Here is a 25,750-nt window from a genome sequence, read left to right on the forward strand (position 1 = left end):
CTACCCCTTCAGGACCCCGCCGGCGGCCAGCACCGCCTCCGGCGTGTCGACATCGATATGTGCCGCCGCGCCGATCTCCACATCGATGACATCGAGCCCGGTGCTCTCGACGATATGGCGCGCGCCGACATCGCCTTCAAGCTGCAGCATTGCGGCAAAGGTGGTACGCGGCAGCACAACGGGATTGCCGCGCTTTCCGCCGGAGACCGCCCGCACGACGGCATGGCCGCCGGCCGCGGCAAAGGCGTCGAGCAGCCGTCGCACGTCCTCACCGGTGACATGCGGCATGTCCGCCAGCATGACGGCGACGCCGTCGCAGCCCGGGCCGAGGGCGGCGACACCCGCGCGAAGCGATGTCGACATGCCCTGCGCGTGGTCGGGATTGCGCACGAGATCGACCTTAAGGCCGGATAGCTCCGCCTCCACCTCCTCCGCCCGGTGCCCCGTCACCACCAGCACGCGCGCCGGCCGCGCGGCCAGCGCCGCCTCCGTCGAGCGGCGGACGAGCGCCTTGCCGTCGAAGGCGGCGAGCAGCTTGTGGCTACCGTTCATGCGGCTGGCGCGGCCGGCGGCGAGCACCAGTGCTGCAACGCAGAGCGGCCGCTCCGCTGCGCGGACATCGCGCGGCTGCGGCCGGCTCGGAATTTCGGCGAGCAGGCCGCCGACGCCCATGCCGGTGATCTCCATGGGACCGGGCGTCTCGCCAGCGAGGATGCGGGCGAGGATCCAGTCGAAACCGTTTTCCTTGGGGCTGCGCGCGCAGCCGGGTGCGCCGATGACCGGCACCGCGCCCAAGCGGCCGAGGACCAGAAGGTTGCCGGGATCGACCGGCATGCCGACATGCTCGACCACGCCGCCGGCAGCCCGAATGGCCGCGGGGATGACGTCATTGCCGTCGGTGACGGCAGAAGCGCCGAAGACCAGCACGAGGTCGTTGTCTGCCGCAGCCGTGCGGATCGCCTCGGCGACGCCGGCCGCCTTGTGCGGCACCCGCGCCTCGCCGGTCAGGCGGCTGCCGGAGGGATGGAGGCGCTGTTCGAGCAGCCGGCGCGTCTTGTCCATCACGGAGGGCTTCAGCGTCGGCAATTCCGTCGCGACCAGGGCGACGCGGCGGGGTGCGAACGGCTTGACCTCCAGCGCCCGGCTGGAGGCCATCACCGCCGCCGCCTTTCGCGCAAGGTCGCCGGCCACCGCCAGCGGAATGATCTTGATCGTCGCCACCATGTCGCCGGCCGCCACGCTGGCATGGTCCGGCAGCGTGGCGATGGTGATGGCCGGATCGACCCGGTTGAACCGGTCGATGGCAGCCCGGTCGGCGACAAAGAGCCCGTTGGCCGTGGCATGGAGGTTGATGCGCCCGGTTGTGGGCGGGCTGAAAGTCAGGTGATCCGGCGAGATCGCCCCGGCGACCAGCGCGGCCGCCGCGTCCTCGTCGAGGTCGCCGGCTTCGAGGCGCACGGCGATGACGGTCGCGACGCCGGCGGCCAGCAGCCCGTCGCAGTCCGCCTGCGTCATCCCATGCCCCTTGTGCAGCGACAGGCCCTCGACGCGCACGCCATGCGCCAGCCGCGCACCCACGGCCTCGGAAACCGGAACCTCCCCGAAGATCATGGGCGAGCCTCGACGAGCGGCCGGCGGCGCAGGTGTGCCACGATGTCGGCCAGGATGGCGACGGCGATCTCCGCCGGGCTGGCGGCGCCGATGTCGAGGCCGATAGGCGCCGAGATGCGGGCGATCTCCGCCTCGCCATGCCCCAGCGCCGTCAGGCGCTCGACGCGCTTGGCATGGGTCTTCCGGCTGCCGAGCGCGCCGACATAGAAACAGCCGGTGGACAGCGCCTGCGAGAGCGGAAAATCGTCGATCTTCGGATCGTGCGTGACGGCGACGAGGGCAGTGTAGGCATCCAGCGGACGGGCCGCCAAAACATCCTCGGGCCAATCGGCGACAAGGTCGATGCCGGCAAAACGCGCCTCCGTCGCAAAGGCGGTGCGCGGGTCGATGATGGTGATGTCGAAACCGGCGACACCGGCCATCTGCGCCAGCGCCTGGCTGATATGGACCGCGCCGATGGCGACGATGCGGGCGGGCGGCAGATGGACATTGAGAAAGAATTTTCGGTCCTCGACCTCCGCCAAAACGGACCGGCCGGAACGGAAAGCACCCGTGACCGCCTCGCCGAGCGGACCGGCGACCGGATCGCCCTCGCGAATCACCCGGTCGCGGCCGTCGCCGAGATCGGTGAGGTGGATGACGGCGCGACGGGCGGCACGTTCCGTGTTCAGCTTGCGCAGGAGATAGGGGTCCATCAGCCGACGCGCTCCACATAGACCCGGATGCGCCCGCCGCAGGACAGGCCGACGCGCCAGGCGGTCTCGTCGGCGACGCCGAATTCCAGGAGCCGCGGCTCGCCATCGGCGATCACCTCCATCGCCTCGCCGATGACGGCGCCCTCGACACAGCCGCCGGAGACCGAGCCGTGAAAGTTGCCCTCGCCGTCGATCACCAGATGGCTGCCGACCGGGCGCGGCGCCGAACCCCAGGTCTCGATGACGGTGGCGAGGGCCACCATGCGCCCGTCGTCCATCCAGCGTTCCGCGATGGCCAGTGGATCGAGCACGTCGTTGGTTTCCATTTTCCCCTCCTCATGCCGCCGGCAGGAAACGCCGCGGATCGCCGGTGCCGCGCGGCGCCTCGCCGGAAAGCGCCGCCACCAGATCCGCCATGGCCTCCAGGTTGTGCACCGGCCGCAGTTCATCGACATGCGGCAGCATCGCCCGAACCCCGCGCGCCCGCGCCTCGAAACCCTCGAAGCGCAGGAGCGGGTTGAGCCAGACGAGCCGCCGGCAGGAGCGGTGCAGCCGGTCCATCTCCTTTTCCAGGAGATCGATGCCCTCGCGCTCCAGCCCGTCGGTGATAAGCAACACGACCGCACCCTGCCCCAGCACGCGGCGCGACCAGAGCCGGTTGAATTCCTTCAGCGTCTCGCCGATGCGCGTGCCGCCGGACCAGTCGCTGACCGACTGGCTGCACGCCTCCACCGCGACATCGGGATCGCGGTGCCGCATCTGGCGCGTGACATTGCTGAGCCGCGTGCCGAACAGGAAGGCATGCAAGCGGTGGCGGTGCTCGCTCAGCGCATGCAGGAAATGCAGGAAGATGCGCGTGTACTGGCTCATCGAGCCGGAAATGTCGGCCAGCACCACGAGCGGCGGATGCACCGTCTTCGGCTTCCGGTGGCGCGGCAGGATCAGCGCGCCGCCGGTGCGCATGGCGTGGCGCATCGTGGCGCGCGCATCGATCACCACCGGCCGGGTAGACCGGCGGAAACGGCGCGTGCGCACCTCATCGAGAGGCAGCACGAGGTTCGCGATGGCACGCTTGGCGGCGGCAAGCTCCACCGCGGACATCTGCGCGAAATCCGTCTTGCGCAGCACCTCGCTGCCGGAGGCCGTGAACCGGGCGTCGATCTCGATATCCGGCTCGTCGCGCAGGCGCCGCTCGTCCTGCCGGCCACCGAACAGCGCATCGGAGACGCGCGTCTCGCCCGCCTTGCGTTTTTCGCGCTCTTCCTCGCGCCGCACCACCGGCGACATCAGCGCGATCATCTTGCCGACGAGATCGCGCGAGCGCCAGAAAAGCCGGAACGCCTCGTCGAACACCGCGTCGTCCTCATGCCGCTTGACCAGCGTCGCGTGCAGCGCCGTATAGAACTCCTCGCGCTCGCCGATGCCAATCGCCTGCACCGCCTCGATGGCATCCGTCACCGCCGCCGGCCCGATGCGCAGGCCCGCCTTGCGCAGAACACGGGCGAAGAACACGATATTGTCGGCAAGCCGCCCATCGAAGGCGTTGCCCGGCAGGCTGTTGTCCGCCGCCACCATCGCTCAGTTCGCCGCCGCCAGATCGGCCTTCACGCCGTCCAGCAGCCTGCGCCCCTCCGCGCCCTCGATGCGGGCGATATCGTCCTGGTATTTGAGCAGGGTCCCGAGCGTGTCGGACACGGTTTCCGGGTCGAGCGCGACGCGGTCGAGCTCGGTCAGCGCCGTCGCCCAATCGATCGTTTCGGCGACACCCGGATTCTTGAAGAGATCGAGCCCGCGCAGCTTCTGCACATAGGCGACGACCTCGCGCGAAAGCGCCGCGTTGCAGCCCGGCACCTTGCGACGGATGATCTCCAGCTCCTGCACGGCAGCGGGATAGTCGACCCAGTGGTAGAGACAGCGGCGCTTCAGCGCGTCGTGCACCTCGCGGGTGCGGTTCGTCGTGATGATGACGATGGGCGGCTCTGCGGCGCGGATGGTGCCGAGCTCGGGCACCGTCACCTGAAAATCGGACAGCACTTCGAGCAGGAAGGCCTCGAAGGCCTCGTCTGTGCGGTCCAGCTCGTCGATCAGGAAGACCGGCGCCCGGCCATCCGGCGCGGACAGCGCCTGCAGGACAGGCCGGCGGATGAGATAGCGCTCGGAGAAGATATCGGCCTCGATGCGGCCGCGATCCGTGGTGCCGGCGGCTTCGGCAAGGCGGATCTCCAGCATCTGCGCCGGATAGTTCCACTCGTAGACCGCCGAGGAAATGTCGAGGCCCTCGTAGCATTGCAGGCGGATCAGCGGGCGATCAAGCGCGGCCGCGAGCACCTTGGCGATCTCGGTCTTGCCGACGCCGGCCTCGCCCTCCAGGAAGAGCGGGCGCTTCATGCGCAGCGCGAGAAACAGCACGGTTGCCAGCGACCGGCCGGCGAGATAGTTGCCCGCCGCCAGCATGTCCAGGGTTTCGTCGATGGATTGCGGTATGTTTCCGCGCTGATAGGCCACGCCATTCCTCCGTCTGGAAGAACGAACTTATAGCGTGTGGTAGCCCCGGTCCATATAGAGAAGGGCCTGTCCGGGCTCCCCGAAGGAGACGCCCATCACCTCGCCGATCAGCACCATATGCGTCGCCATGACCTTGAGCTCGACGAGCCGGCAATCGAAGGCGGCCAGCGCATCCTTCAGAACGGGCGCACCGGTCACCAGGTCCTGCCAGTTGCCCATGGCGAAGCGCTGCTCGGATGTCAGCGACGGATCCCGGCCGGAAAAAGCGTTGGCAAGATCGACCTGACCGGCCGAGAGCGTGTTGAGCGCAAAATTGCCGCTCTTCGAAAAGATCGCGTTCTTCGGATTGGACGCGTTGACGCAGGCGAGCACCATGGCCGGACTGTCCGACACCGAGCAGGCGGCGGTGATCGTCACCCCGCGCTTTTCGCCCGCATGTGCCGTCGTCACGATCTGCACATGGCCGGCATAGCGGCTCATCGCATCACGGTAGAGCGACGGGTCCAGCATCAATCTGTCCAACACGGCATTCTCCTTCACCACAGGTGATACATGGCGAAAGTGAAGAAAAATGTAAGCCCCGTTCTCGAATTTTCCTGTCCCGTCAGAGACAAGGCCGCTCCTTGCATCGATATTTCTCTTTGACGCTGCCGGCCCGTTCCTTACAAAGAGCGTCATCGTGATCGATGGATTGAGAATGAGAGCCGCTTTCCTTGCCTGCCTGCTCGGCGCCTCGGTGCTCGCCGCCTCTCCCGCGGCAGCGGCAGGCCTCACCTTTGCCGTGGTCGCGCCGACGGAAGGACCGCTCGCCATTCTCGGCCAGCAGGTGCGCGACGGCGCCCGCTTCGCCGCACAGGCGAACGGCGACACGGTGGTGGATATTCCCGAGGCCTGCGACGAGAGCGACGGCGCGGCGATCGGCAAGGCGATCCTTGCGGCAGACGCTGTCGCCGCTGTCGGCTTTCTTTGCACGGAAGGGCTTGCAGCCGCCCTGCCCGCCCTTGCCGAGGCGAAGGTGCCGGCAATCACGCTTTCCGTGCGCTCGGGCATCCTCATGGAGGATGCGCTGAAGAAGAAATGGCCGCTCTTCCGCCTCGCCCCGGGGCCGAAGGCGGAGGCCGACAAGGCGGTGGAGGTCATCGTCAGGGATTGGAAGGCCGAGCCGTTCGCGCTGATCGACGACGGCACGATCCATGCCCGCGAACTGGTCGAGACGATCCGGCTGCGGCTGGAGGAGGTCGGCATGAAGGCCGCCTTCGTCGATACCTACCGCCCGGCACAGGAACAGCAGCTCACCCTCGTTCGTCGCCTCGCCCAGACGGGGGTCACCCGCGTCTTCGTCGGCGGCGACCGGACGGATATCGCGGTGATCGCGCGCGATGCCAAGGCGGAAAAGGTGGCGCTGACACTTATCGGCGGCGAAGCCCTTCTGGGCGCCGATCCGCTCGTGCCGATGACCGATGGCGTCGAGGCGATCGCGCTGCCGGATTACCAAGCCTTGCCGGAAGGCGAAGCCATCACGGCGGCGATGAAGGAAAAGAACATTTTTGCGGAAGGCTACGTGCTGCCGGCCCATGCCGCCGTCACCGTCCTTGCGACGGCAGCGAGCCGGGGGGGCGATCTGGCAACGGCGCTTTCCGGCGAGCCTTTCCCCACGGCGCTCGGCACGGTCGCCTTCGGCGCCGACCATGAACTGCGCGAAAATCCCTATCGCCTGCTCGTCTGGCGCGCCGGCGCCTTCATGCCGGCGGAGGCGGCGCCGGAGAGCGAATGATGCGGCCCGGCCCGAACAACCGTTTGACGGACGTCGCCGGGCTCGCGGTCGGCAACGCCACGGATCATCGCCTTCGTTCCGGCGTTACCGTCGTCCTCTGCACCGAACCGGCGACGGCTGCCGTGCAGGTGCTGGGCGGCGCGCCGGGCACGCGCGAGACGGATCTTCTCGAGCCGCACAACACCGTCGAGACCGTCGACGCGCTGGTCCTGTCCGGCGGCTCGGCCTTCGGGCTCGATGCGGCATCGGGCGTTCAGGCCGGCCTTCGCGAAATGGGGCGCGGCTTTGCCGTCGGCCCCCACCGCGTGCCGATCGTCCCGGCCGCCATCCTCTTCGACCTGATGAATGGCGGCGACAAGGACTGGGGGCGCTACCCGCCCTACCGCGAACTCGGTTATGCGGCGCTTGCCGGGGCGGGAGCGGATTTTGCCACCGGTAGCGTGGGTGCCGGCACCGGCGCGCTGACGGCAACCTACAAGGGCGGGCTCGGCACCGCCTCCAGTGTGGTCGAGGGCGGCTTCACGATCGGCGCGCTCGTGGCGGTCAATGCGCTCGGCTCCGCCACCGTCGGCGATACGCGGCATTTCTGGGCAGCGCCCTTCGAGGAGGCGAACGAATTCGGCGGCCTCGGCCTGCCCTTCCCCTTCCCGCCCGAAGCCCGCACGCCACGCACGAAGCTGTCCCGGCGGCCCACCGGCACCGAGAACACGACGATCGCCGTCATCGCCACCGATGCGGTCCTTACCAAGGCCGAGGCGAAGCGGCTGGCGATTGCCGCGCATGACGGTTTTGCCCGCGCCCTCTGGCCGGCCCATACGCCGCTCGACGGCGACCTCGTCTTCGCGCTTGCGACCGGCGGGAGCGGCCGCCGGCCGGCACCGGAGGACTTCATCACGCTCTGCGCCGCCGCTGCCGCCACCATGGCGCGCGCCATCGCCCGCGGCGTGCACGATGCGACGCCGATGCCCGGCGACGCGCTTCCAAGCTGGGCCCTGCGGTAATTCAACCGTTGTTCGCCCCTGCGGGGAGTGGTATGGCGACGCCAAAATTCCTTGCTCACGGAGCCTGACATGACCCTTCCCATCCGGATCGCGCCCTCCATCCTCGCCGCCGACTATGCGAAACTCGGCCAGGAAGTGCGCGACGTCGTTGCGGCCGGGGCGGACTGGATCCACCTCGACATCATGGACGGCCATTTCGTGCCGAACATCTCCTTCGGCCCCGACGTCATCAAGGCGCTGCGCCCGCACACCGACGCCTTCTTCGACTGCCACCTGATGATCGCACCCGCCGACCCCTATCTGGAAGCCTTCGCGAAGGCCGGCTGCGACGGCATCACCGTGCATGCCGAGGCCGGTCCCCATCTCGACCGCTCGCTGCAGGCGATCCGCGCGCTCGGCAAGCGTGCGGGCGTTTCGATCAATCCGGCCACCTCGGAAAGCGTGCTGGACTACCTGCTCGACAAGATCGACCTCATCCTCGTGATGACGGTCAACCCCGGATTCGGCGGCCAGAAGTTCATTCCCGCCATGCAGGAAAAGCTGCGCCGCGTGCGGAAAATGGTCGGCGACCGGCCGATCGACATCCAGGTCGACGGCGGCATTGCGGTCGATACGATCGCAATGCCGGCCGCTGCCGGCGCCAATGTCTTCGTCGCGGGCTCGGCCATCTTCAGCGGCGGTCATGTTGACGCCTATCGCAAAACCATCGACACTTTGCGCGGCAATGCGGAGGGAGCGCGGGCGTGACGATTTTCCGGAAAGCGGCAGGCGCGCTTGCAGCCTGCCTGCTGGCAGCGACGGCGGCCACCGCCGGCGACTTCTCGACCTTTCAGTCGCTCGGCTTTTCGCCTGACGGCAAGGTCTACGCCTTCGAGGAATTCGGCGTCCAGGACGGCTCCGGCTTTCCCTATTCCAACGTCTATTTCATCGACACGGCGAAGGACGCCTATCTCTCGGGCACACCGATCCGCGTGCGCATCGACGACGAGGCGGCCGACATCGCCACGGTGCGCGCGCAAAGCCGCGACAAGGCCAAGGCCCTGATCGAGACGCACAAGGTGCTCTCCAATCCCGGCGTTCTGGCCGCCTTCAACCCGATGGGAGAAGTCGGCGCCGACCGCAACCGTATCGAATATCTGCAATATGCGGTCGAACCGACGCCGGGCGGCAGTTTCGCCCTTGCGCTGGAGGAAATCCCGCTGGCGCTCTCCGACAAATGCCGCGACATCACGCCGGACGGCGGCAAGGGGTTTCGCCTGAAGCTCGTCAAGCGTGATGGCGAGACGGCCGACACGGTTGTGCACGAGGATACGCGGATACCCGACAGCCGCGCCTGCCCGCTCTCCTACCAGGTTTCCGGCGCGCTCACCTTCAATCCGCTCGATGGCGACCCGGTCCACGTCGCGCTCGTTCTGGTGCGCAGCTTCGGTTTCGAGGGCGCTGACGGCCGCTGGATCGCCGTGCCCTTCCGGCCCTGATCGTGGAGCTGGCCGCGGCGGCACGGGATGACACGGGCGCTGCGAGGCTGAAACCGTCCGCGCCGATCTTCCCGCCGTTGCCGGTCCTTCTCGGCGGCGCCCTTGGCTGGGGCGCCCTGATGGCGGCCGGTGCCGTTGTCTCGCTGACGCTGCAGGGCCGCGCGGAAAACTTCCAGCTTCTGCGCATCCTCGCGATCTATTTCGCGGGAGGCCTTGCCGCTTGGCCCATCGCCCTGCCGGTGGCCCGTGTCCTCACCCGCCACCGGCCGTTCGAAACCCGTTTTTCCGCCCATTTCGCACTGCTCAGCCTCGGCACCATCGCCGTGACGGCCTTTTTCTTCGCCCTCGACTACCGGCTGTTCTACGCGCAATGGCACCACCCGCCCGGCACGCGCATCTGGCTCTACCAGTTCGTCTTCACCATAGCCGGGGCAGTCTACCAGTTTCTCGTCATGGGCCTCAGCCTCTATCTGCCGGTCGGATTGCCGGTCGTTGCAGGCGCCAGCCTGTGGCTCTCCCGATCCAAACGTTGAGCTTGCCGGCCATCTTTGCTAAAGCGGCGGCAATTCCCACCCTCCCAAGGAAAGCCTAGAGCCGATGATCCCTCGCTATTCCCGACCGGACATGGTCGCCATCTGGTCGCCCGAAACGAAGTTCCGCATCTGGTTCGAAATCGAAGCCTATGCCTGCGATGCGCTCGCCGAGCTCGGCGTCATCCCGAAATCGGCGGCCGAAACGATCTGGGAAAAGGGCGGAAAGGCCGAATTCGACGTCGCCCGCATCGACGAGATCGAGGCCGTCACCAAGCATGACGTCATCGCCTTCCTGACGCACCTTGCCGAGTTCGTCGGCCCGGACAGCCGCTTCGTGCACCAGGGCATGACCTCCTCCGACGTGCTCGACACGACCTTCAACATCCAGCTCGTGCGCGCCGCCGACATCCTTCTCGCCGGCATGGACCGTGTTCTTGCGGCGCTGAAGACGCGCGCCTTCGAACACAAGGATACGATCCGCATCGGCCGCAGCCATGGCATCCACGCCGAGCCGACGACGATGGGCCTGACACTCGCGCGCTTCTATGCCGAGATGGACCGCAACCGCGCCCGCCTCGTTGCCGCCCGCGCGGAAATCGCTACCGGTGCGATCTCCGGTGCCGTCGGCACCTTCGCCAACATCGATCCGCGCGTCGAGGAACATGTCTGCGCCAAGCTGGGCCTGACGCCGGAGCCGGTCTCCACGCAGGTCATCCCGCGCGACCGCCACGCCATGTTCTTCGCCACGCTCGGCGTCATCGCCTCGTCCATCGAGAACGTCGCCATCGAGATCCGCCACATGCAGCGCACGGAAGTGCTGGAGGCGGAAGAGTTCTTCTCGCCGGGCCAGAAGGGCTCGTCCGCCATGCCGCACAAGCGCAACCCGGTGCTGACGGAAAACCTGACGGGCCTTGCCCGTCTCGTGCGCATGGCCGTCACCCCCGCCATGGAGAATGTGGCGCTCTGGCACGAGCGGGACATTTCCCACTCCAGCGTCGAGCGCGGCATCGGCCCCGATACGACGATCACCCTCGACTTCGCGCTGAACCGGCTTGCCGGCGTCATCGAGAAGCTGGTGATCTACCCGGACAACATGCTGAAGAATCTCAACAAGTTCCGTGGTCTCGTTCACTCGCAGCGCGTTCTGCTTGCCCTTACGCAAGCCGGCGTTTCGCGCGAGGATTCCTATCGCCTCGTGCAGCGCAATGCGATGAAGGTCTGGGAACAGGGCAAGGATTTCCTGGAGGAGCTTCTGGCCGATGCCGAGGTGCGCGCCGCGCTCTCGGAGGAGCAGATCCACGAAAAATTCGATCTCGGTTACCACACGAAGCACGTCGACACGATCTTCCGCCGCGTTTTCGGCACCGTGTAACCGTTTGCCGAAGTCGGCCGGCGAAGCCTCTTCGCCGGCCGGTCCCTCTGTATTAGACTTCCCTTGCGTGCAATGACGCACGCCATCTGGGGGCTGAACATGAGGTTTCCTGCTGCCGCGCTTCTCGCCACGGCCTTGCTTGCCGGAACGGCGCAAGCACAAACACCGCAATCCGTCATCGACCTTCTGACCGCCGGCTACGACATCATCAACGTATCGCCGATCGCCGAAAGTTATGTGGTCTTTCTGGAGAAGGACGACACGGTCGTCATTTGCCAGATCGGCTTCAAGGACGGCGCGTTTTCCACCGACAAATGCTATCCGCTGACCAAATGACCACCGGAAACAGCGATGGCGCCAATGGCGCCATCGCTCCCCTCTGACGGGCGGCCTTGCACTCTCCTCCCGGCGCGTGCCGCCCGCAAAAAACCGCGTCAGCGTCGCTCGTCGACGACGATCTTGCGATAGAGATGCCAGGTGGCATGGCCGAGGATCGGCATGATCACGGCAAGGCCGACGAAGACCGGGATGGAGCCGACGATCAGCAGCGCGGCAACGATCAGGCCCCAGCAGGCGATCGGCACCGGGTTCACCAATGTGGCGCGCAGAGAGGTCTCGATCGCCGCCACGGCGCCGACGTCCCGGTCGAGCAGCATGGGAAAGGCGATCACGGTCGTCGCCAGCACCACGAGCGCGAAGCAGAAACCGATGGCATTGCCGGCGAGCACCAGCAGCAACCCGTTCTCCGAGCCGAAGACCGAGGCAAGGAACAGGGCCAGCGACTGCGGCGGTTCCGGCCCGAACAGGCTGGTATAGAGCACCTGCGCAAAGACCAGCCAGGCGATGAACAGCGACATCAGCATGGCGCCGACGGCGAGGATGGATGGCAGGGCCGGCGAGTTGCGCACCTCCAGCGCATGGCGCCAGGAGGTGTCCATGCCCCGCTCGCGCCGCCGGCTGATCTCATAGAGGCCGATGGCGAAGAACGGGCCGAGCAGTGCGAAACCGGCCACCAGCGGAAAGATCATCGGCAGCATGTTGGCGCCGGAGCTCCAGGTGACGAGCACAACGCCCGCGATCGGATAGATGAGGCTGAGAAAGACGTAGTGGGACGGCTTGGCGCGAAAATCGTCGAAGCCGAGGCGAAGCGCATCCATCACATCGGACATGCCGATCCGCCGGATCGCCGGGTGCGCCACCATCGCGTCGTGGCCTGCCATCACATGAAATGTCGTCATGACAATTCCTCCTTGCCGGTTCGAGACCGTCTCGGCACGCGCGTGGAGGGCAATCGTCCGCCAGCACGACGGGCCGTGATTGGCATTGAAGGGGTGGAATCATACACCCGCAGCGATGATTTGTCCCTCCCCCTTGACTTCAGCACTTCGTGAACGCACATGCCGGCGCATGAAAGCCTCAGAAGCAGAAATCCTCATCGTCCCCGGATACACCAATTCCGGACCCGAGCACTGGCAGAGCCGCTGGCAGTCCAAGCTCGGCTCGGCGCGGCGCGTCGAGCAGGCCGAATGGTCCAAGCCCGTGCGCGAGGACTGGGTGCAGCGCGTGATCGACGAGGTCGCGGCCGCCAGCAAGCCCGTCGTGCTCGTCGCCCATTCGCTGGGCGTGGCGGCGGCGATCCATGCCGCTCCGCATCTTGGCAACAAGGTCGCCGGCGCCTTTCTCGTGGCGCCGCCCGATGTCGCCAATGACGGTATCCGGCCGAAACACCTGATGACCTTCGGCCCCTATCCGCGCGAGCCGCTCGTCTTCCCCTCGCTCGTCGTGGCGAGCCGGAACGATCCCTTCGGCACCTACGAGCATGCCGACGACATCGCTGCCGCCTGGGGCTCGATGCTGCTCGATGCGGGCGAGGCCGGGCATATCAACACGGAGTCCGGGCATGGCCCGTGGCCGGAAGGCACGATGGTATTCGCCCAGTTCTTGAGCCGCCTCAAGGCGCCCGACTAATAAGCGCCCAAGTGGCGTACACCCCCGCGTGGTGTGTGCCTCCGGTACACCATTAAGAGGAATTTCATAGAAATCCGGCACGCTGATCCTGTTGAGTTCCAAGCAGGCGCCGCGTTTCATGGCCAAACCATCCGGTTCGACCTCCATTGCCGTGCATGAAACGGAGCGTGAGCCGTTTTATCGCCGGCTTTTCGCACGGTCCGGATTCGGCTTTGCCGCGCTCGATTCCGAAGGACGCATCCTCGACGCAAACGGGACGTTCTTGCGAGCCTTCGGCGTCTCTTCTCCCTCCCGGCTACCGCCCTTCCCCGACTGCGTCTCGCCAAGGGACCGCGCCGTCATCACCTTTGCGATGCGCCCGAGCCTTGCCGAGCAGACACCGTGGGAGATCCGGTTGCAGCGGCCGGATGGCGCCGAATTCTGGGTCCTCGCGTCCTTCGTCGAAGCGCCTGTTCTGCCCGGCGAGCCGCTGGCGCCCGCCCTCATCGTCCAGACCACTGATATCGACGAGCGCAAGCGCAATGCGCTCGAGCTGGCGGAGCGCGAAAGCCGCTGGAACCATGCGCTCGAATCCGCTGGTCAGGGCGTCTGGGACCACGATTTCGCCCGCGGCGACCTCTTCTATTCCCGCCAATGGCGGGCGATCCGTGGCCTCCGGCCGGATGAACCCATCGATGCCTCGCTGGAGGGATGGCTCCAGTGCGTGCATCCCGACGACCGGGCGCATGTCCTGGAGGAAATCCACAAGCAGGAGACCGGCGAGACGCCGTTCAACATGTTCTCCTATCGCGAGCGCCACAAGAACGGCCATTGGGTCTGGATCGAGAGCCGCGGTGCCGTCGTCGACTACGGGGCTGACGGCAAGCCGACCCGCATCGCCGGCACGGACACGGACATAACCGAGCGCAAGGAAGCCGAAGAACGCCTCGCCCAGATGTCGCGGCGCCTGGAGCTGGCGCTCGGCGTCTCGCGCATTGGCGTCTTCGACGTCAACCTGCAGACCGGCGAGGTCCGCTGGGACGACCGCATGATCGAGATGTACGGCGTTACGGAAAAGCCGGACGCCGGCACGTGGGAACGGACGCTTCATCCGCAGGATCAGTCGAAAGCAAAGGCAAAGGTCAACGACAATCTCACCCGCAGCCAGGATTTCGCCAACGAGTTCCGCATCATCCGCGGCGACGGCGAAATCCGCCACATCCGCAGCCGTGCGGCCCCCTATGTCGACATCGCCGGCGCGCCGCGCCTCATCGGCGTGAACTGGGACGTCACGGACGACATGCGGCTGCAGGAGGAGCTGCAACATGCCAAGGACCTGGCAGAGGCGCGCAACGCGGAACTGGAAGCCGCCCGGGCACGCATCGAATACACCGCCCTGCACGATCACCTGACCGGCCTGCCGAACCGCCGCTATCTCGATACCACCATCGAGGCTGCCGCGCGGCAGGCACAGCAGACCGGCAGCCGCCTTGCCGTGCTGCATATCGATCTCGACCGCTTCAAGGAAATCAACGATACGCTGGGGCACCTTGCCGGCGACCAGATGCTCGTGCACGCCGCCGGCGTGCTGAATGAACTGAAAGGTCCCGATGACTTCGTCGCCCGCATCGGCGGCGACGAGTTCGTCTTCCTGTCCGCTGGCTCTGCCGGGCGCAACCTTGCCATGCTCGCCGAGGCGATCGTCGCGGCGATGCGCAAGCCCGTCACCTTCAACGGCCACATCTGCCGCTTCGGTGCCAGCGTCGGCATCGCCAGCCAGTCGGGCGCCGGCATCGACGCCAAACAGCTTCTCGTCAATGCCGACCTCGCGCTCTATCGCGCCAAGAACCGCGGACGCAGCCGGCACGAGTTCTTCACCAGCGACTTCCAGGCGCAGATCATCGTCAACAAGCAGACGGCCGACGAAATCCTCACCGGCATCGAGCAGCAGCGTTTCCTGCCCTATTACCAGCCGCAGTTCTGCGCCCGTACGCTCGACGTCGTCAGTGTCGAGACACTGGCGCGCTGGGACCACCCGACCCGCGGCATCCTCGCACCCGACACCTTCCTGAAGATCGCCGAGGATCTCGACTGCGTGGCGGTGATCGACCGGATCGTGCTGGAAAAGTCGCTTGGCGACTATGCCGACTGGCAGGTGCTCGACCTCGGCATCGAAAAGATCTCGGTCAATGTCTCCTCCAAGCGCCTGCACGACCCGGAACTCGCACGCTCGCTGCATACGCTCGCCATTCGCCCGAAGTCCCTTTCCTTCGAACTCCTGGAATCGATCTTCCTCGACGATTGCGACCGCACCGTGCTGGAAAACCTCGCCGAGATGCGCAAACTCGGCATCGACATCGAGATCGACGATTTCGGCACCGGCCACGCCTCGATCATCAGCCTGATGAAGCTCTCGCCGCGCCGGCTGAAGATCGACCGGCAGCTCGTCAAGCCGGTCAGCCGCTCCCCCGGCCAGCGCAAGCTCGTCGGCACCATCGTCGAGATCGGCCGCTCGCTGAACATCGAAGTCGTCGCCGAAGGCGTGGAGACGCCGGCCCATGTCGCCATCATGCGCGATCTCGGCTGTGACATCCTGCAGGGCTATGCGCTCGCCAGACCCATGCCGGCCGCGGCCATTCCCGATTTCGTGCGCCGCCAGGAATGGCGCCACCAGGGCGGCACCGTACGCGACCTCCAGAGCGAGGTCCGCAGGGCCGTCACCCGCTAGAATCGAAAAAAGCCGCCCGGCAGTACCGGACGGCTTTTCGAAACATGGTATCGCGGCAGAGCGCCGATCAGCCAACTTCGAGCTGCGCGATGGCGACGGCCAGGAGTTCGATCATCTGGACGCGGATTTCGTCTTCGCTGCGGGCAATGCCGGCAGCATCGAAATCGGCCTTGACCTTGCGCACGACGTCCTCGTGGCCGACTTCCTCGAAATCGGCGGCAACGACTTCCTTGGCATAGGCGTCCGCCTCGCCGTCGGTCTTGCCAAGCAGGCCCGCGGCCCACAGGCCGACCAGCTTGTTGCGGCGCGCTTCGGCCCTGAAGCGCAGCTCCTCGTCCAGCGCGAACTTGGCCTCGAAGGCCTTTTCCCGATCCTGCATGTTCGTCATCGATGACTCCCGTAGATTCTTTAACCCGTTAGGCTCCCCGCCCATAAATCAAAACGACGGCAAAAGTGCAATGCGAACTTTCGTGACCGCGCCGGCTTCCCGCAAAGGCCGGAAAACGGGGGATCGACAGCGACAGCGATTGTTAAAGTGCGGCATTTCGTTTATGGGAGCGCAAACGAACGACACCTGCGCGGGCCCAAACGCGCCAACAACAGAGACAAAATCCATGAACCGTCGCCGCCGTATCTACGAGGGCAAGGCCAAGATCCTGTACGAGGGTCCCGAGCCGGGCACGCTGATCCAGTTCTTCAAGGATGATGCGACCGCCTTCAACAAGAAGAAGCACGATATCATCGACGGAAAGGGTGTGCTGAACAACCGGATTTCCGAGTACATCTTCACCCAGCTCAACAAGATGGGCATCCCGACGCACTTCATCCGCCGGCTCAACATGCGCGAGCAGCTGATCAAGGAAGTCGAGATCATCCCGCTCGAAGTGGTCGTGCGCAACGTCGCCGCCGGCTCGCTGTCCAAGCGCCTTGGCATCGAAGAAGGCACCGTGCTGCCGCGCTCGATCATCGAGTTCTATTTCAAGGCCGATGCGCTCGAAGACCCGATGGTCTCCGAGGAGCACATCACCGCTTTCGGCTGGGCAAGCCCCCAGGAACTCGACGACATCATGGCGCTCGCCATTCGCGTCAACGACTTCCTCTCCGGCCTCTTCCTCGGCGTCGGCATCCAGCTCGTCGATTTCAAGATCGAGTGCGGCCGTCTCTATGAAGGCGACATGATGCGCATCATCATCGCCGACGAGATCTCGCCGGACAGCTGCCGCCTCTGGGACATCGCCACCCAGGAAAAGATGGACAAGGACCGCTTCCGCCGCGACATGGGCGGCCTGGTCGAAGCCTATCAGGAAGTGGCCCGCCGCCTCGGCATCATCAACGAGAACGAGCCCGTGCGCGGCACCGGCCCGGTTCTGGTGAAGTAACACGCCTCCCAAGGATGGACAGACAGACATGATCAAGGCACGCGTAACGGTTACGCTCAAGAATGGTGTTTTGGACCCGCAGGGCAAGGCGATCGAAGGCGCCCTCGGCAGCCTCGGCTTCGACGGCGTCGGCCAGGTCCGCCAGGGCAAGGTCTTCGACCTGGAGCTCGCGACCGCCGACCGCGCCAAGGCCGAGGCCGACCTCAAGGCCATGTGCGACAAGCTGCTGGCCAACACGGTAATCGAGAACTATACTATCTCCCTCGCCTGACGGTTGAAGGAGACGATGGTGACGGATATCTCTCAGGGACTGATGTACGAGCTTATGAAGCGTATCCAGTCCGACCTTGTCACGCTTAAGGACGGCCAGAGAGATATGCGGCAGGATATCGTAAGTCTGCGAAATCACATGCATGTCATGCAAGGGGACATCAACAACCTGCACGGCAGCATGGCACAGGTATTGACACGCCTCGACCGTATCGAAAACCGCCTCGAACTGCGTGAACTCGCCGAGGCCCAGGCAAGGTTTGAACCACACCCATGAAGTCCGCCGTCGTCCAACTTCCCGGCCTCAATCGTGACCGCGACATGATCGCGGCGCTGACCAAGATCTCCGGCCAGGCGCCGGTCACCGTCTGGCAGACGGAAACGGAACTGCCGGATGTCGACCTGATCGTCATCCCGGGGGGCTTCTCCTACGGCGACTATCTGCGTTGCGGCGCGATTGCCGCCCGCATGCCGGTCATGCAGGCGATCAAGGCCAAGGCCGAGGCCGGCGTGAAGGTGCTGGGCGTCTGCAACGGCTTCCAGATCCTGCTCGAATCCGGCCTGCTGCCCGGCGCGCTGATGCGCAATGCCTCGCTGAAATTCGTCTGCCGCGAAGTGAAGCTGGAGGTGGTCAATGCCGAGACCGACTTCACCCGCGCCTACGACAAGGGTCAGGTCATCCGCTGCCCGGTCGCCCATCACGACGGCAACTATTTCGCCGACGCCGAGACGCTGGCCGCCGTCGAAGGCAATGGCCAGGTCGTGTTCCGCTATGCGGAAGGCACCAATCCGAACGGCTCGATCAACGACATTGCCGGCGTGATGAACGCGAAGGGCAACGTGCTCGGCCTGATGCCGCACCCGGAAAACCTCATCGAAGCCGCCCATGGCGGTTCCGACGGCCGCGGCCTCTTCGCCTCGGTGCTCGACGTCATCGCGGCTTGAGACGCCTCGAAAAACCTTTGGGCCGGGAGTGATTGCGATCTGCCGGCCAGCGGTTTCATGCCGATGCCAGGGATTGGCTCGGATGACGCGTTCCCGGTGCTTCCGACCGTTTCGTCAGGCTCTCTTAACGCCCTGTTGCTACCAAGGGCGCGTGTCCATCCCCGAAAGGCCTTCCATGCGCTCTCTCCTCGCCGCAAAGTTCCTCCTGCCGCTTCTCGCCGCCGCAGGTCTTGTGGCCTGCCAGGCGAAGGCACCCGCACCGAAGGTCAACGGCGCGGCCTTGCCGACCATGGAGCGTGTCGCGCTCGGCGCCAACAGCTGCTGGTTCAAGTCGGGCGACCCCGCCTTCAAGGCCTATCGCCTTGCGCCGGAGCTGAACTCCTTTTCCGGCCGCCCGCGCATCCTCGTCGTCCATCGCAATTCGCCGGAAGCGCGCCCGCTGCTCGTCGTGCAGGCGGAAGGCAATCCGGCGAAGCTCGACGCTTTCGGCCCGCTGATGGGCGAGGCTGCCGGCGCCCGCATCGCCACCGACGTCAAGCGCTGGGCCGGCGGCGGCAAGGGCTGCTGACCGCAGCCTCCCTTCAATCCCAATAGATCGACTTGCGGATTTCCCGCGTTGCTTCGGCACGGCTGACGCCGATGTCGCGAAGCTGTTCGTCCGTCATCTCGACCAGCGCATGGCGCGTGCGCCGCGTGATGCTCCAGGCATGGCAAGCGCACCAGGCGTGATGCAGCAATGCGCGCAGGCCGGCGGGTCGATTGCACGCCTCCTCGACGAAGATTGTATCAATTGCCATAATCATTTCTCCTGAGGCTTCACAAGCCTTCACAGCAAGCGGTGCATTCAGGAAATAATTGACTCTCCGCGCGGTGCAATCTAAGAATTGGCACCATGACAAATTGGCTTCCCGACCTGCAGGCCTCCGATGGCCCGCTCTATGTGCGCATTGCCGACCAGATCGAGCAGGCGATCAGCACCGGCATGCTCGCCTCCGGCAGCAAGCTGCCGCCGCAGCGCAACCTCGCCTATGACATCGGCGTCACCATCGGCACCGTCAGCCGTGCCTATACCATGGTGCGCGAGCGCGGCCTCGTCAGTGGCGAGGTCGGGCGCGGCACCTATGTGCTGGGCTCGGCGCAGGACAACGACCCGGCCGCCGTCGATCCGGTCAGCGCGAAGCTGGTGGGCACCCGCGCGGCGAATGCACCGCCCGGCAAGCTGCGCTTCGACACGACGGCTGCCACCGATGTCGGTCAGTCGGGCGTCGTCACCGACATGCTCACGGACATTTGCCGGGAACAGCCGAACGAGATCTCCAGCTACACCCGCAATTTTCCGGTGCAATGGCTGGAAGCCGGGAGGCGCTGGCTGAAGCGGGACGACTGGCAGCCGGCAATCGAAAGCATCGTGCCGACGCTCGGCGCCCACGCCGCCGTCATCGCCGCCGTCTCGGTCATCACCGCCCCCGGAGACCGCATCGTCTTCGAGCACGTCACCTATTCGCAGGTGAGCCGCGGCACCGCCCTCATCGGCCGCCAGACGGTGCTGGTCGAATCGGATGCCCATGGCGTGATCCCGGAGGATTTCGAGCGGGTCTGTGTGCAGCAGCACCCGAAACTCGCCTTCCTCATGACATCCGGCCAGAACCCGACGCTGAGCATCATGCCGGAGGAGCGCCGCCGCGCCATCGCCGCCATCGCCCGTCGGCACAATGTCTTCCTCATCGAGGACAATCTTTATGGCGGCACGGTCGACGCCGGCATTCCGCTTCTGGCGGAAATTGCTCCCGACCGGACCTTCCTCGTCGGCGGCCTGTCGAAGAGCGTTGCGGCCGGGGTGCGCGGCGGCTGGATCGCCTGCCCGCCGCACCTTGCCCAGCGCGTGCGCATCGCCCACAAGATGGTCAGCGGCGGCCTGCCCTACCTGCTTGCCGAACTCGGCGCCCGTCTGGTGCTTTCAGGCATGGCGGATGCCATCCGCACGAAGGTTTCCGCGGAGGTCGAGGCCCGAGAGGCGCATGCGCGAGAAATCTTCGCGGGGCTCGATTTCAATTCGCATCCGCGCGTTCCCTTCCTCTGGCTGAAGCTGCCGGACCCGTGGCTGTCGGGCACGTTCCGCCAGGCGGCATTCGCCGAGGACATCCTCATCGACGACGAGGACGAGTTCAAGGCCGGCCGCTCGGAGAGGACGTTCTACCGGGTGCGCATCGGCCTCTCCTCGCCGGACAGCCGCGCGGATGTCGTTGCCGGCCTCCAGCGGCTGCGCCGGCTCATCGCCCATGGCCCGACGGGCTATGACAGTCCGGCCTGAAAACGCGCCGTTTCGGCTGTGATCGGGGTCATTTTCCTGTCGCGCTGCAAGGCAGCATAGGTTAAAGAGACCGCAATCCTGCCCTCCACGACAAGACGAGCGACGATGACCATTTCGAACACCCGCCCGATCACCCCGGAGCTGATTGCCGCCCACGGGCTGAAGCCGGATGAATACGACCGCATCCTCTCGCTGATCGGCCGCGAGCCGACCTTCACCGAACTCGGCATCTTCTCGGCCATGTGGAACGAGCACTGCTCGTACAAGTCCTCCAAGCGCTGGCTGCGCACGCTGCCGACCAAGGGGCCACGCGTCATCCAGGGTCCGGGCGAAAATGCCGGCGTGGTCGATATCGACGACGGCGACTGCGTCGTCTTCAAGATGGAGAGCCACAACCACCCGTCCTATATCGAGCCCTACCAGGGCGCGGCGACGGGCGTCGGCGGCATTTTGCGCGACGTCTTCACCATGGGCGCGCGGCCGGTCGCGGCGATGAACGCGCTGCGCTTCGGCGCGCCGGATCATCCGAAGACCCGCCACCTCGTTTCCGGCGTCGTCGCCGGTGTCGGCGGCTACGGCAATTCCTTCGGCGTGCCGACCGTCGGCGGCGAAGTGGAGTTCGACCCGCGCTACAACGGCAACATCCTCGTCAACGCTTTTGCCGCCGGTCTTGCCAAGTCCAACGCGATCTTCCTTTCGGAAGCCAAGGGCGTCGGCCTGCCGGTCGTCTATCTCGGCGCGAAAACCGGCCGTGACGGCGTCGGCGGCGCGACCATGGCTTCGGCCGAGTTCGACGAGTCGATCGAAGAGAAGCGCCCGACCGTGCAGGTCGGTGACCCCTTCACCGAAAAGTGCCTGCTGGAGGCCTGCCTCGAACTGATGCAGACCGGCGCCGTCATCGCCATCCAGGACATGGGTGCGGCCGGCCTCACCTGCTCCGCCGTCGAAATGGGCGCCAAGGGCGACCTCGGCATCGAGTTGAACCTCGATCTCGTGCCGGTGCGCGAAGAGCAGATGACCGCCTACGAGATGATGCTGTCGGAAAGCCAGGAGCGCATGCTCATGGTTCTCGAACCCGCCAAGGAGGAGGTCGCCAAGGCGATCTTCGTCAAGTGGGGCCTCGACTTCGCCATCGTCGGCTACACGACGGACGACCTGCGCTTCCGCATCCTGCACCAGGGCGAGGAAGTCGCCAACCTGCCGATCAAGGATCTCGGCGACCAGGCCCCGGAATACGACCGCCCCTGGCGCGAGCCGGGCAAGCCCGCGCCGCTGCCGGCGAACCTTGTCGCCGAACCCGCCAACTATGGCGAGGCGGTATTGAAGCTCGTCGGTTCGCCGAACCAGTCGAGCCGCCGCTGGGTCTACGAGCAGTACGATACGCTGATCCAGGGCAATTCGCTGCAGATCCCCGGCGGCGATGCCGGCGTCGTGCGCGTGGAAGGCCATGCCAGCAAGGCCCTCGCCTTCTCCTCCGACGTCACGCCGCGCTATGTCGAGGCCGACCCGTTCGAGGGTGGCAAGCAGGCCGTCGCGGAATGCTGGCGCAACATCACGGCGACCGGCGCCGAGCCACTCGCCTCGACCGACAACCTGAACTTCGGCAATCCGGAAAAGCCCGAGATCATGGGCCAGTTCGTCAAGGCCATCCAGGGCATCGGTGAAGCCTGCCGGGCGCTGGACTTCCCGATCGTCTCCGGCAACGTCTCGCTCTACAACGAGACGAACGGCGTCGCGATCCTGCCGACCCCGACCATCGCCGGCGTCGGCCTCCTGCCCGACTGGTCGGTCATGGCCAAGATCGGTGGCGCGAAGGACGGCGACCAGCTCGTTCTGATCGGTATCGACGGCAGCCATCTCGGCCAGTCCGTCTATCTGCGCGACGTAGCCGGCCTCGTCGACGGCCCGGCACCTGAAGTCGATCTCCACGCCGAGCGCCGCAACGGCGATTTCGTGCGCTCGGCCATCCGCAACGGCCAGGTCACCGCCTGCCACGACATCTCCTCCGGCGGCCTCGCTGTCGCGCTTGCAGAGATGGCGATGGCCTCCGGCAAGGGCGCAACGGTCGATCTTTCCGCGGCGAACGGCCCGGCCCATGCGCTGCTCTTCGGCGAAGACCAGGCACGCTACGTGCTCGCCGTCCCGGCCGATCTCGCGGGCTTCCTGTGCGCCAATGCGGAAGGTGCCGGCGTACCGTTCCGTCGTCTCGGCACGGTCGGTGGCGATGCACTCGTGGTGGACGGCCTCCTGTCGCTGCCGATTGAGCAATTGCGCGACACCCATGAATCGTGGTTCCCTGACTTCATGGATGGCAACGGCAACGCCGCTGCTGCCGCAGAATAACAGTAAGGGGAAGCGCACATGCCTATGTCACCCGGCGATATCGAAGACATGATCAAATCCGGCATTCCCGGAGCAAAGGTGGTCATCCGCGATCTTGCTGGCGACGGCGATCACTACGCCGCCGAAGTCGTCGCGGAAGCCTTCCGCGGCAAGACCCGCGTGCAGCAGCACCAGATGGTCTACGATGCGCTGAAGGGCAATATGGGCGGCATCCTGCACGCCCTCGCCCTCCAGACCTCCATTCCGGAGTAATCCGCCATGGCCGGTCTCCTCGATGAACTCGTCTCCGGCGTGGTCGATGCGGCCCTCAAGGAGGTGCTGAAGAAGACCGGCGTGCGCAAGGCCACCACCAAGCGCACGAAACGCAAGACGACAACGCGCAAGAAGGCCGCCTCCGGCGGTCTTCTTGGCGATATCATCGACGCAGTGCTGAAGCCGGAAAAAAAGCCCGCCCGGCGACCGCGTAAGCAGGTAAGCCGGCGCAGGACGGCGGCAAGCCGTAGCGTCCAGCGCAGCCGCTGAACGGAAGAATTGAACGATCATTTCGAAGTCAGAACGGATTGCGAAGTGCCGGTGGCGACCGTTTCAGACTCCGACGCTCAGCCAAGTTTTCTCCGCGTCACCGGCGGTTATATTGCAGCCGTCCTGATCGCCTCGGCAATCGTCCTAGTAGCATTTGGTACCCCAACGGACGGGTATCTGAAAGCTTTCAGATTTGTCTTCCTTGGCTGCGCATTGACGTTTGGTTTTGGGCTTCCCGGGTTCATCGTGACTATCGTGCTCGCACGCGTCCTCCATTTGCGGCAATGGCCCTTCTTCATCATAGCGGGTGGATTGGACGGGTTCGTGGCTCTGTACCTTCTTCTCCGCCAACCTCCGCCTTTCGACTTCTGCCTCATGGTTGTCCCCGGTGGCATGGCGGGTGGTCTTGCATATTGGCTCGTTGCCTACCACCGGCGCATCGCGACAACTTGAAGAGTACACCCGGTATTTTTTCCTGAGGGCCTTCTGGCATTTGTCACACGAGATTGTTATCTAGGGCGAATGGTTCATCGCATCGGCCCTTGAAGCCGATTTGCTAGGGAATACGGCTATGAGTGGCATCCACGATTTCATCGAAAACGAAGTGAAGACGAACGACGTCGTCCTGTTCCTGAAGGGCACACCGGAATTCCCGCAGTGTGGGTTCTCCGGTCAGGTCGTGCAGATCCTCGACTACGTGGGCGTGGGCTACAAGGGCATCAACGTGCTTGCCGACGCCGACATCCGCCAGGGCATCAAGGACTATTCCAACTGGCCGACCATCCCGCAGCTCTATGTGAAGGGTGAGTTCATCGGCGGTTGCGACATCGTGCGCGAGATGTTCCAGTCGGGCGAGCTGCAGTCTCACCTTCAGGAACAGGGTATTTCGATCAAGGGCGCTGCCTGACGCTTTACGGTCTTTCCGAAGACCCCGAGCTTTTCAAAGGCGCCGCACCCCAGCGGCGCCTTATCTCTTTCATGGATTAATGTGATTATGTCTGGACTTTCCCCCGAAGCTTCCCAGCGCCTGAATGGCATGGGCAAGATAGAATTCATTGCGCTCATGGCGCTTCTCATGGCGCTCAACGCGCTCGCCATCGACATCATGCTGCCCGGTCTGCAGGAGATCGGCGCCAGCCTCGGCGTCGAGAATGAGAACCATCGGCAATATGTCATTTCCGCCTACCTGATCGGCTTCGCCTTCGCGCAGCTGGTCTACGGGCCGATCTCCGACCGGTTCGGCCGGCGCATTCCCATGTTCATCGGTCTGGCCATCTACATCGTCTCGTCGCTCGCCGCGATTCTCGTACCGAGCTTTGCCGCGCTTCTGGCGCTGCGCGTCATCCAGGGCATCGGTTCGGCCGCCATGCGCGTCATCACCATCTCGATCGTCCGCGACATTTTCGGCGGGCGCGCGATGGCGGAGGTCATGTCGCTGATCATGATGGTGTTCATGGTCGTTCCGGTACTGGCGCCGGGCACCGGCCAGGTCGTCATGCTGTTCGGCGAATGGCACCTCATCTTCGTCTTCATGGCGGTCATGGCGGCCGTCATCTGGGCATGGATGTATTTCCGCCTGCCGGAAACCCTGCATCCCGAAGATGTGCGTCCCTTCACGGTGCGTTCGGTCCTCGACGGTTTCCGCATCGTTCTGACGAACCGCGTCGCACTCTGCTACACGCTCGCCAGCACCTTCATCTTCGGCGCCCTGTTCGGCTTCATCAACTCGGCGCAACAGATCTATGTCGGCATCTACGGGCTCGGCGTCTGGTTCCCGGTCGCCTTTGCCGGCGTCGCCGCCTTCATGGCGCTGTCGTCCTTCGTCAATGCGCGGCTCGTCGGCAAGTTCGGCATGCGGCGCCTGTCGCATGGTGCGCTGGTGGGCTTCCTCGGCGTCAACACGCTGTGGCTGCTCCTGACGCTCGTCTGGACACCGCACCTGCCGTTCGCCATCTTCATCGTGCTCTTCGCACTGTCGATGTTCCAGTTCGGCTGGATCGGCTCCAACTTCAACTCGCTCGCCATGGAACCCCTCGGCCATGTCGCCGGCACGGCCTCCTCGGTACTCGGCTTCATGGGCACCGCCGGCGGCACGATTTTGGGCGCCATCATCGGCCAGGCCTTCAACGGCACGGCCCTGCCGCTGGTCATGGGCTTCTTCGTGCTGTCGATCATCGGCCTGATCTTCGTCTTGATCGCCGAGCATGGAAAGCTGTTCCAGCCGCATAACAAGCCGGTTTGACAGGGAACACCCTGCTTCCTTCCGCCATCGTCGGGCTCGCCCCAAGGATGACAAGGGAGAAAGGACGGAGATAAAGAAAAGGCCCGGCTGCGGA

Annotated in this window: 30 protein-coding genes; 21 read left to right on the forward strand and 9 right to left on the reverse strand. The window is 65.4% G+C overall.

The window, feature by feature from the left end; genetic code table 11:
- The 6 genes from EXZ48_RS11350 to EXZ48_RS11375 form a co-directional block, all read right to left on the reverse strand.
- Positions 1-1,611 carry an NTP transferase domain-containing protein gene (locus tag EXZ48_RS11350; RefSeq protein ID WP_130515985.1) on the reverse strand — a complete coding sequence of 537 codons (1,611 nt, stop codon included), beginning with the start codon at positions 1,609-1,611 and terminating at the stop codon, positions 1-3.
- The gene (locus EXZ48_RS11355) at positions 1,608-2,306 is read right to left on the reverse strand and encodes an XdhC family protein (RefSeq protein WP_130515987.1); all 699 of its coding nucleotides are present in this window, start codon (positions 2,304-2,306) and stop codon (positions 1,608-1,610) included. Before EXZ48_RS11355 ends, EXZ48_RS11350 begins: the two co-directional genes overlap by 4 nt.
- Complete coding sequence (locus EXZ48_RS11360; RefSeq protein WP_023516916.1) at positions 2,306-2,632, reverse strand: XdhC family protein; 327 nt, start codon at positions 2,630-2,632, stop codon at positions 2,306-2,308. The genes EXZ48_RS11355 and EXZ48_RS11360 overlap by 1 nt, the downstream gene beginning before the upstream one ends.
- A 10-nt stretch (positions 2,633-2,642) precedes the next feature.
- Positions 2,643-3,881, reverse strand: coding sequence for a VWA domain-containing protein (locus EXZ48_RS11365; RefSeq protein WP_130515989.1), 1,239 nt, complete (start codon positions 3,879-3,881; stop codon positions 2,643-2,645).
- A gap of 3 nt (positions 3,882-3,884) precedes the next feature.
- Positions 3,885-4,760 (reverse strand): MoxR family ATPase, encoded by an 876-nt coding sequence (locus tag EXZ48_RS11370; RefSeq protein ID WP_165909342.1) that lies wholly within the window; start codon positions 4,758-4,760, stop codon positions 3,885-3,887.
- Between the two features lie 78 nt (positions 4,761-4,838).
- Positions 4,839-5,321, reverse strand: a complete 483-nt coding sequence (locus EXZ48_RS11375; RefSeq protein WP_081870678.1) for a flavin reductase family protein — start codon at positions 5,319-5,321, stop codon at positions 4,839-4,841.
- Between the two features lie 187 nt (positions 5,322-5,508).
- Between EXZ48_RS11375 and EXZ48_RS11380 the strand changes: the two genes are divergently transcribed.
- The 7 genes from EXZ48_RS11380 to EXZ48_RS11410 all read left to right on the forward strand — a co-directional run bounded on the left by EXZ48_RS11380 (position 5,509) and on the right by EXZ48_RS11410 (position 11,305).
- Positions 5,509-6,585: an ABC transporter substrate-binding protein gene (locus EXZ48_RS11380; RefSeq protein ID WP_130515993.1), complete on the forward strand. Its 1,077-nt coding sequence runs from the start codon at positions 5,509-5,511 to the stop codon at positions 6,583-6,585.
- A complete protein-coding gene (locus EXZ48_RS11385; RefSeq protein ID WP_165909330.1) occupies positions 6,582-7,586 on the forward strand; it encodes a P1 family peptidase in 1,005 nt (334 codons plus the stop codon). The genes EXZ48_RS11380 and EXZ48_RS11385 overlap by 4 nt, the downstream gene beginning before the upstream one ends.
- 69 nt (positions 7,587-7,655) lie before the next feature.
- The gene (rpe, locus tag EXZ48_RS11390; RefSeq protein ID WP_023516398.1) at positions 7,656-8,333 is read left to right on the forward strand and encodes a ribulose-phosphate 3-epimerase; all 678 of its coding nucleotides are present in this window, start codon (positions 7,656-7,658) and stop codon (positions 8,331-8,333) included.
- Entirely contained in the window at positions 8,330-9,064 is a 735-nt protein-coding gene (locus EXZ48_RS11395; protein WP_130515995.1) for a DUF2259 domain-containing protein, read from the forward strand. The genes rpe and EXZ48_RS11395 overlap by 4 nt, the downstream gene beginning before the upstream one ends.
- Positions 9,065-9,066: 2 nt before the next feature.
- Positions 9,067-9,597: a hypothetical protein gene (locus EXZ48_RS11400; protein ID WP_245462011.1), complete on the forward strand. Its 531-nt coding sequence runs from the start codon at positions 9,067-9,069 to the stop codon at positions 9,595-9,597.
- A gap of 64 nt (positions 9,598-9,661) precedes the next feature.
- Positions 9,662-10,969 carry an adenylosuccinate lyase gene (gene purB / locus EXZ48_RS11405; RefSeq protein WP_130515997.1) on the forward strand — a complete coding sequence of 436 codons (1,308 nt, stop codon included), beginning with the start codon at positions 9,662-9,664 and terminating at the stop codon, positions 10,967-10,969.
- A gap of 99 nt (positions 10,970-11,068) precedes the next feature.
- Entirely contained in the window at positions 11,069-11,305 is a 237-nt protein-coding gene (locus tag EXZ48_RS11410; RefSeq protein ID WP_130515999.1) for a hypothetical protein, read from the forward strand.
- A 98-nt stretch (positions 11,306-11,403) separates the two neighbouring features.
- On the opposite strand, the gene EXZ48_RS11415 is transcribed toward EXZ48_RS11410, so the two are convergent.
- Positions 11,404-12,207, reverse strand: a complete 804-nt coding sequence (locus EXZ48_RS11415; RefSeq protein ID WP_130516002.1) for a DUF2189 domain-containing protein — start codon at positions 12,205-12,207, stop codon at positions 11,404-11,406.
- 169 nt (positions 12,208-12,376) lie between these two features.
- Here EXZ48_RS11415 and EXZ48_RS11420 point away from each other — a divergent pair, with 169 nt between their 5' ends.
- Together EXZ48_RS11420 and EXZ48_RS11425 are read left to right on the forward strand one after the other, a co-directional pair.
- Entirely contained in the window at positions 12,377-12,937 is a 561-nt protein-coding gene (locus EXZ48_RS11420; RefSeq protein ID WP_023516479.1) for an alpha/beta hydrolase, read from the forward strand.
- 118 nt (positions 12,938-13,055) lie between these two features.
- Positions 13,056-15,644 (forward strand): bifunctional diguanylate cyclase/phosphodiesterase, encoded by a 2,589-nt coding sequence (locus EXZ48_RS11425; protein ID WP_130516004.1) that lies wholly within the window; start codon positions 13,056-13,058, stop codon positions 15,642-15,644.
- Between the two features lie 67 nt (positions 15,645-15,711).
- Here EXZ48_RS11425 and EXZ48_RS11430 read toward each other — a convergent pair whose 3' ends face one another.
- Complete coding sequence (locus EXZ48_RS11430; protein WP_023516477.1) at positions 15,712-16,032, reverse strand: DUF1476 domain-containing protein; 321 nt, start codon at positions 16,030-16,032, stop codon at positions 15,712-15,714.
- A 226-nt stretch (positions 16,033-16,258) separates the two neighbouring features.
- Between EXZ48_RS11430 and purC the strand changes: the two genes are divergently transcribed.
- The 5 genes from purC (at position 16,259) to EXZ48_RS11455 (ending at position 18,806) form a co-directional block, all read left to right on the forward strand.
- The gene (purC, locus tag EXZ48_RS11435; protein ID WP_024271230.1) at positions 16,259-17,023 is read left to right on the forward strand and encodes a phosphoribosylaminoimidazolesuccinocarboxamide synthase; all 765 of its coding nucleotides are present in this window, start codon (positions 16,259-16,261) and stop codon (positions 17,021-17,023) included.
- A gap of 28 nt (positions 17,024-17,051) precedes the next feature.
- The gene (purS, locus tag EXZ48_RS11440) at positions 17,052-17,294 is read left to right on the forward strand and encodes a phosphoribosylformylglycinamidine synthase subunit PurS (protein WP_130516006.1); all 243 of its coding nucleotides are present in this window, start codon (positions 17,052-17,054) and stop codon (positions 17,292-17,294) included.
- 15 nt (positions 17,295-17,309) lie between these two features.
- Positions 17,310-17,570: a hypothetical protein gene (locus EXZ48_RS11445; RefSeq protein ID WP_245290436.1), complete on the forward strand. Its 261-nt coding sequence runs from the start codon at positions 17,310-17,312 to the stop codon at positions 17,568-17,570.
- A complete protein-coding gene (gene purQ, locus EXZ48_RS11450; RefSeq protein ID WP_023516240.1) occupies positions 17,567-18,238 on the forward strand; it encodes a phosphoribosylformylglycinamidine synthase subunit PurQ in 672 nt (223 codons plus the stop codon). The genes EXZ48_RS11445 and purQ overlap by 4 nt, the downstream gene beginning before the upstream one ends.
- A gap of 175 nt (positions 18,239-18,413) precedes the next feature.
- On the forward strand, positions 18,414-18,806 hold the full coding sequence (locus tag EXZ48_RS11455; RefSeq protein WP_023516239.1) for a hypothetical protein: 393 nt from the start codon (positions 18,414-18,416) through the stop codon (positions 18,804-18,806).
- 13 nt (positions 18,807-18,819) lie between these two features.
- On the opposite strand, the gene EXZ48_RS11460 is transcribed toward EXZ48_RS11455, so the two are convergent.
- Positions 18,820-19,035: a DUF1127 domain-containing protein gene (locus EXZ48_RS11460; RefSeq protein ID WP_023516238.1), complete on the reverse strand. Its 216-nt coding sequence runs from the start codon at positions 19,033-19,035 to the stop codon at positions 18,820-18,822.
- Between the two features lie 95 nt (positions 19,036-19,130).
- Between EXZ48_RS11460 and EXZ48_RS11465 the strand changes: the two genes are divergently transcribed.
- From EXZ48_RS11465 to EXZ48_RS11495, 7 genes are all read left to right on the forward strand, one after another.
- Entirely contained in the window at positions 19,131-20,549 is a 1,419-nt protein-coding gene (locus tag EXZ48_RS11465) for a PLP-dependent aminotransferase family protein (RefSeq protein WP_130516008.1), read from the forward strand.
- Between the two features lie 105 nt (positions 20,550-20,654).
- The gene (gene purL / locus EXZ48_RS11470) at positions 20,655-22,892 is read left to right on the forward strand and encodes a phosphoribosylformylglycinamidine synthase subunit PurL (RefSeq protein ID WP_050743920.1); all 2,238 of its coding nucleotides are present in this window, start codon (positions 20,655-20,657) and stop codon (positions 22,890-22,892) included.
- Between the two features lie 18 nt (positions 22,893-22,910).
- On the forward strand, positions 22,911-23,144 hold the full coding sequence (locus EXZ48_RS11475; protein WP_023516235.1) for a BolA/IbaG family iron-sulfur metabolism protein: 234 nt from the start codon (positions 22,911-22,913) through the stop codon (positions 23,142-23,144).
- Between the two features lie 6 nt (positions 23,145-23,150).
- Entirely contained in the window at positions 23,151-23,414 is a 264-nt protein-coding gene (locus EXZ48_RS11480) for a hypothetical protein (protein WP_130516010.1), read from the forward strand.
- Between the two features lie 9 nt (positions 23,415-23,423).
- The gene (locus tag EXZ48_RS11485) at positions 23,424-23,867 is read left to right on the forward strand and encodes a hypothetical protein (RefSeq protein ID WP_130516012.1); all 444 of its coding nucleotides are present in this window, start codon (positions 23,424-23,426) and stop codon (positions 23,865-23,867) included.
- Between the two features lie 118 nt (positions 23,868-23,985).
- The gene (gene grxD / locus EXZ48_RS11490) at positions 23,986-24,321 is read left to right on the forward strand and encodes a Grx4 family monothiol glutaredoxin (RefSeq protein ID WP_023516233.1); all 336 of its coding nucleotides are present in this window, start codon (positions 23,986-23,988) and stop codon (positions 24,319-24,321) included.
- Positions 24,322-24,450: 129 nt separating this feature from the next.
- A complete protein-coding gene (locus EXZ48_RS11495; protein WP_050743919.1) occupies positions 24,451-25,656 on the forward strand; it encodes a multidrug effflux MFS transporter in 1,206 nt (401 codons plus the stop codon).
- The last annotated feature ends 94 nt before the right edge of the window (positions 25,657-25,750 follow it).

This window comes from Shinella sp. JR1-6, from assembly GCF_004284735.1.
Lineage (GTDB): Bacteria > Pseudomonadota > Alphaproteobacteria > Rhizobiales > Rhizobiaceae > Shinella.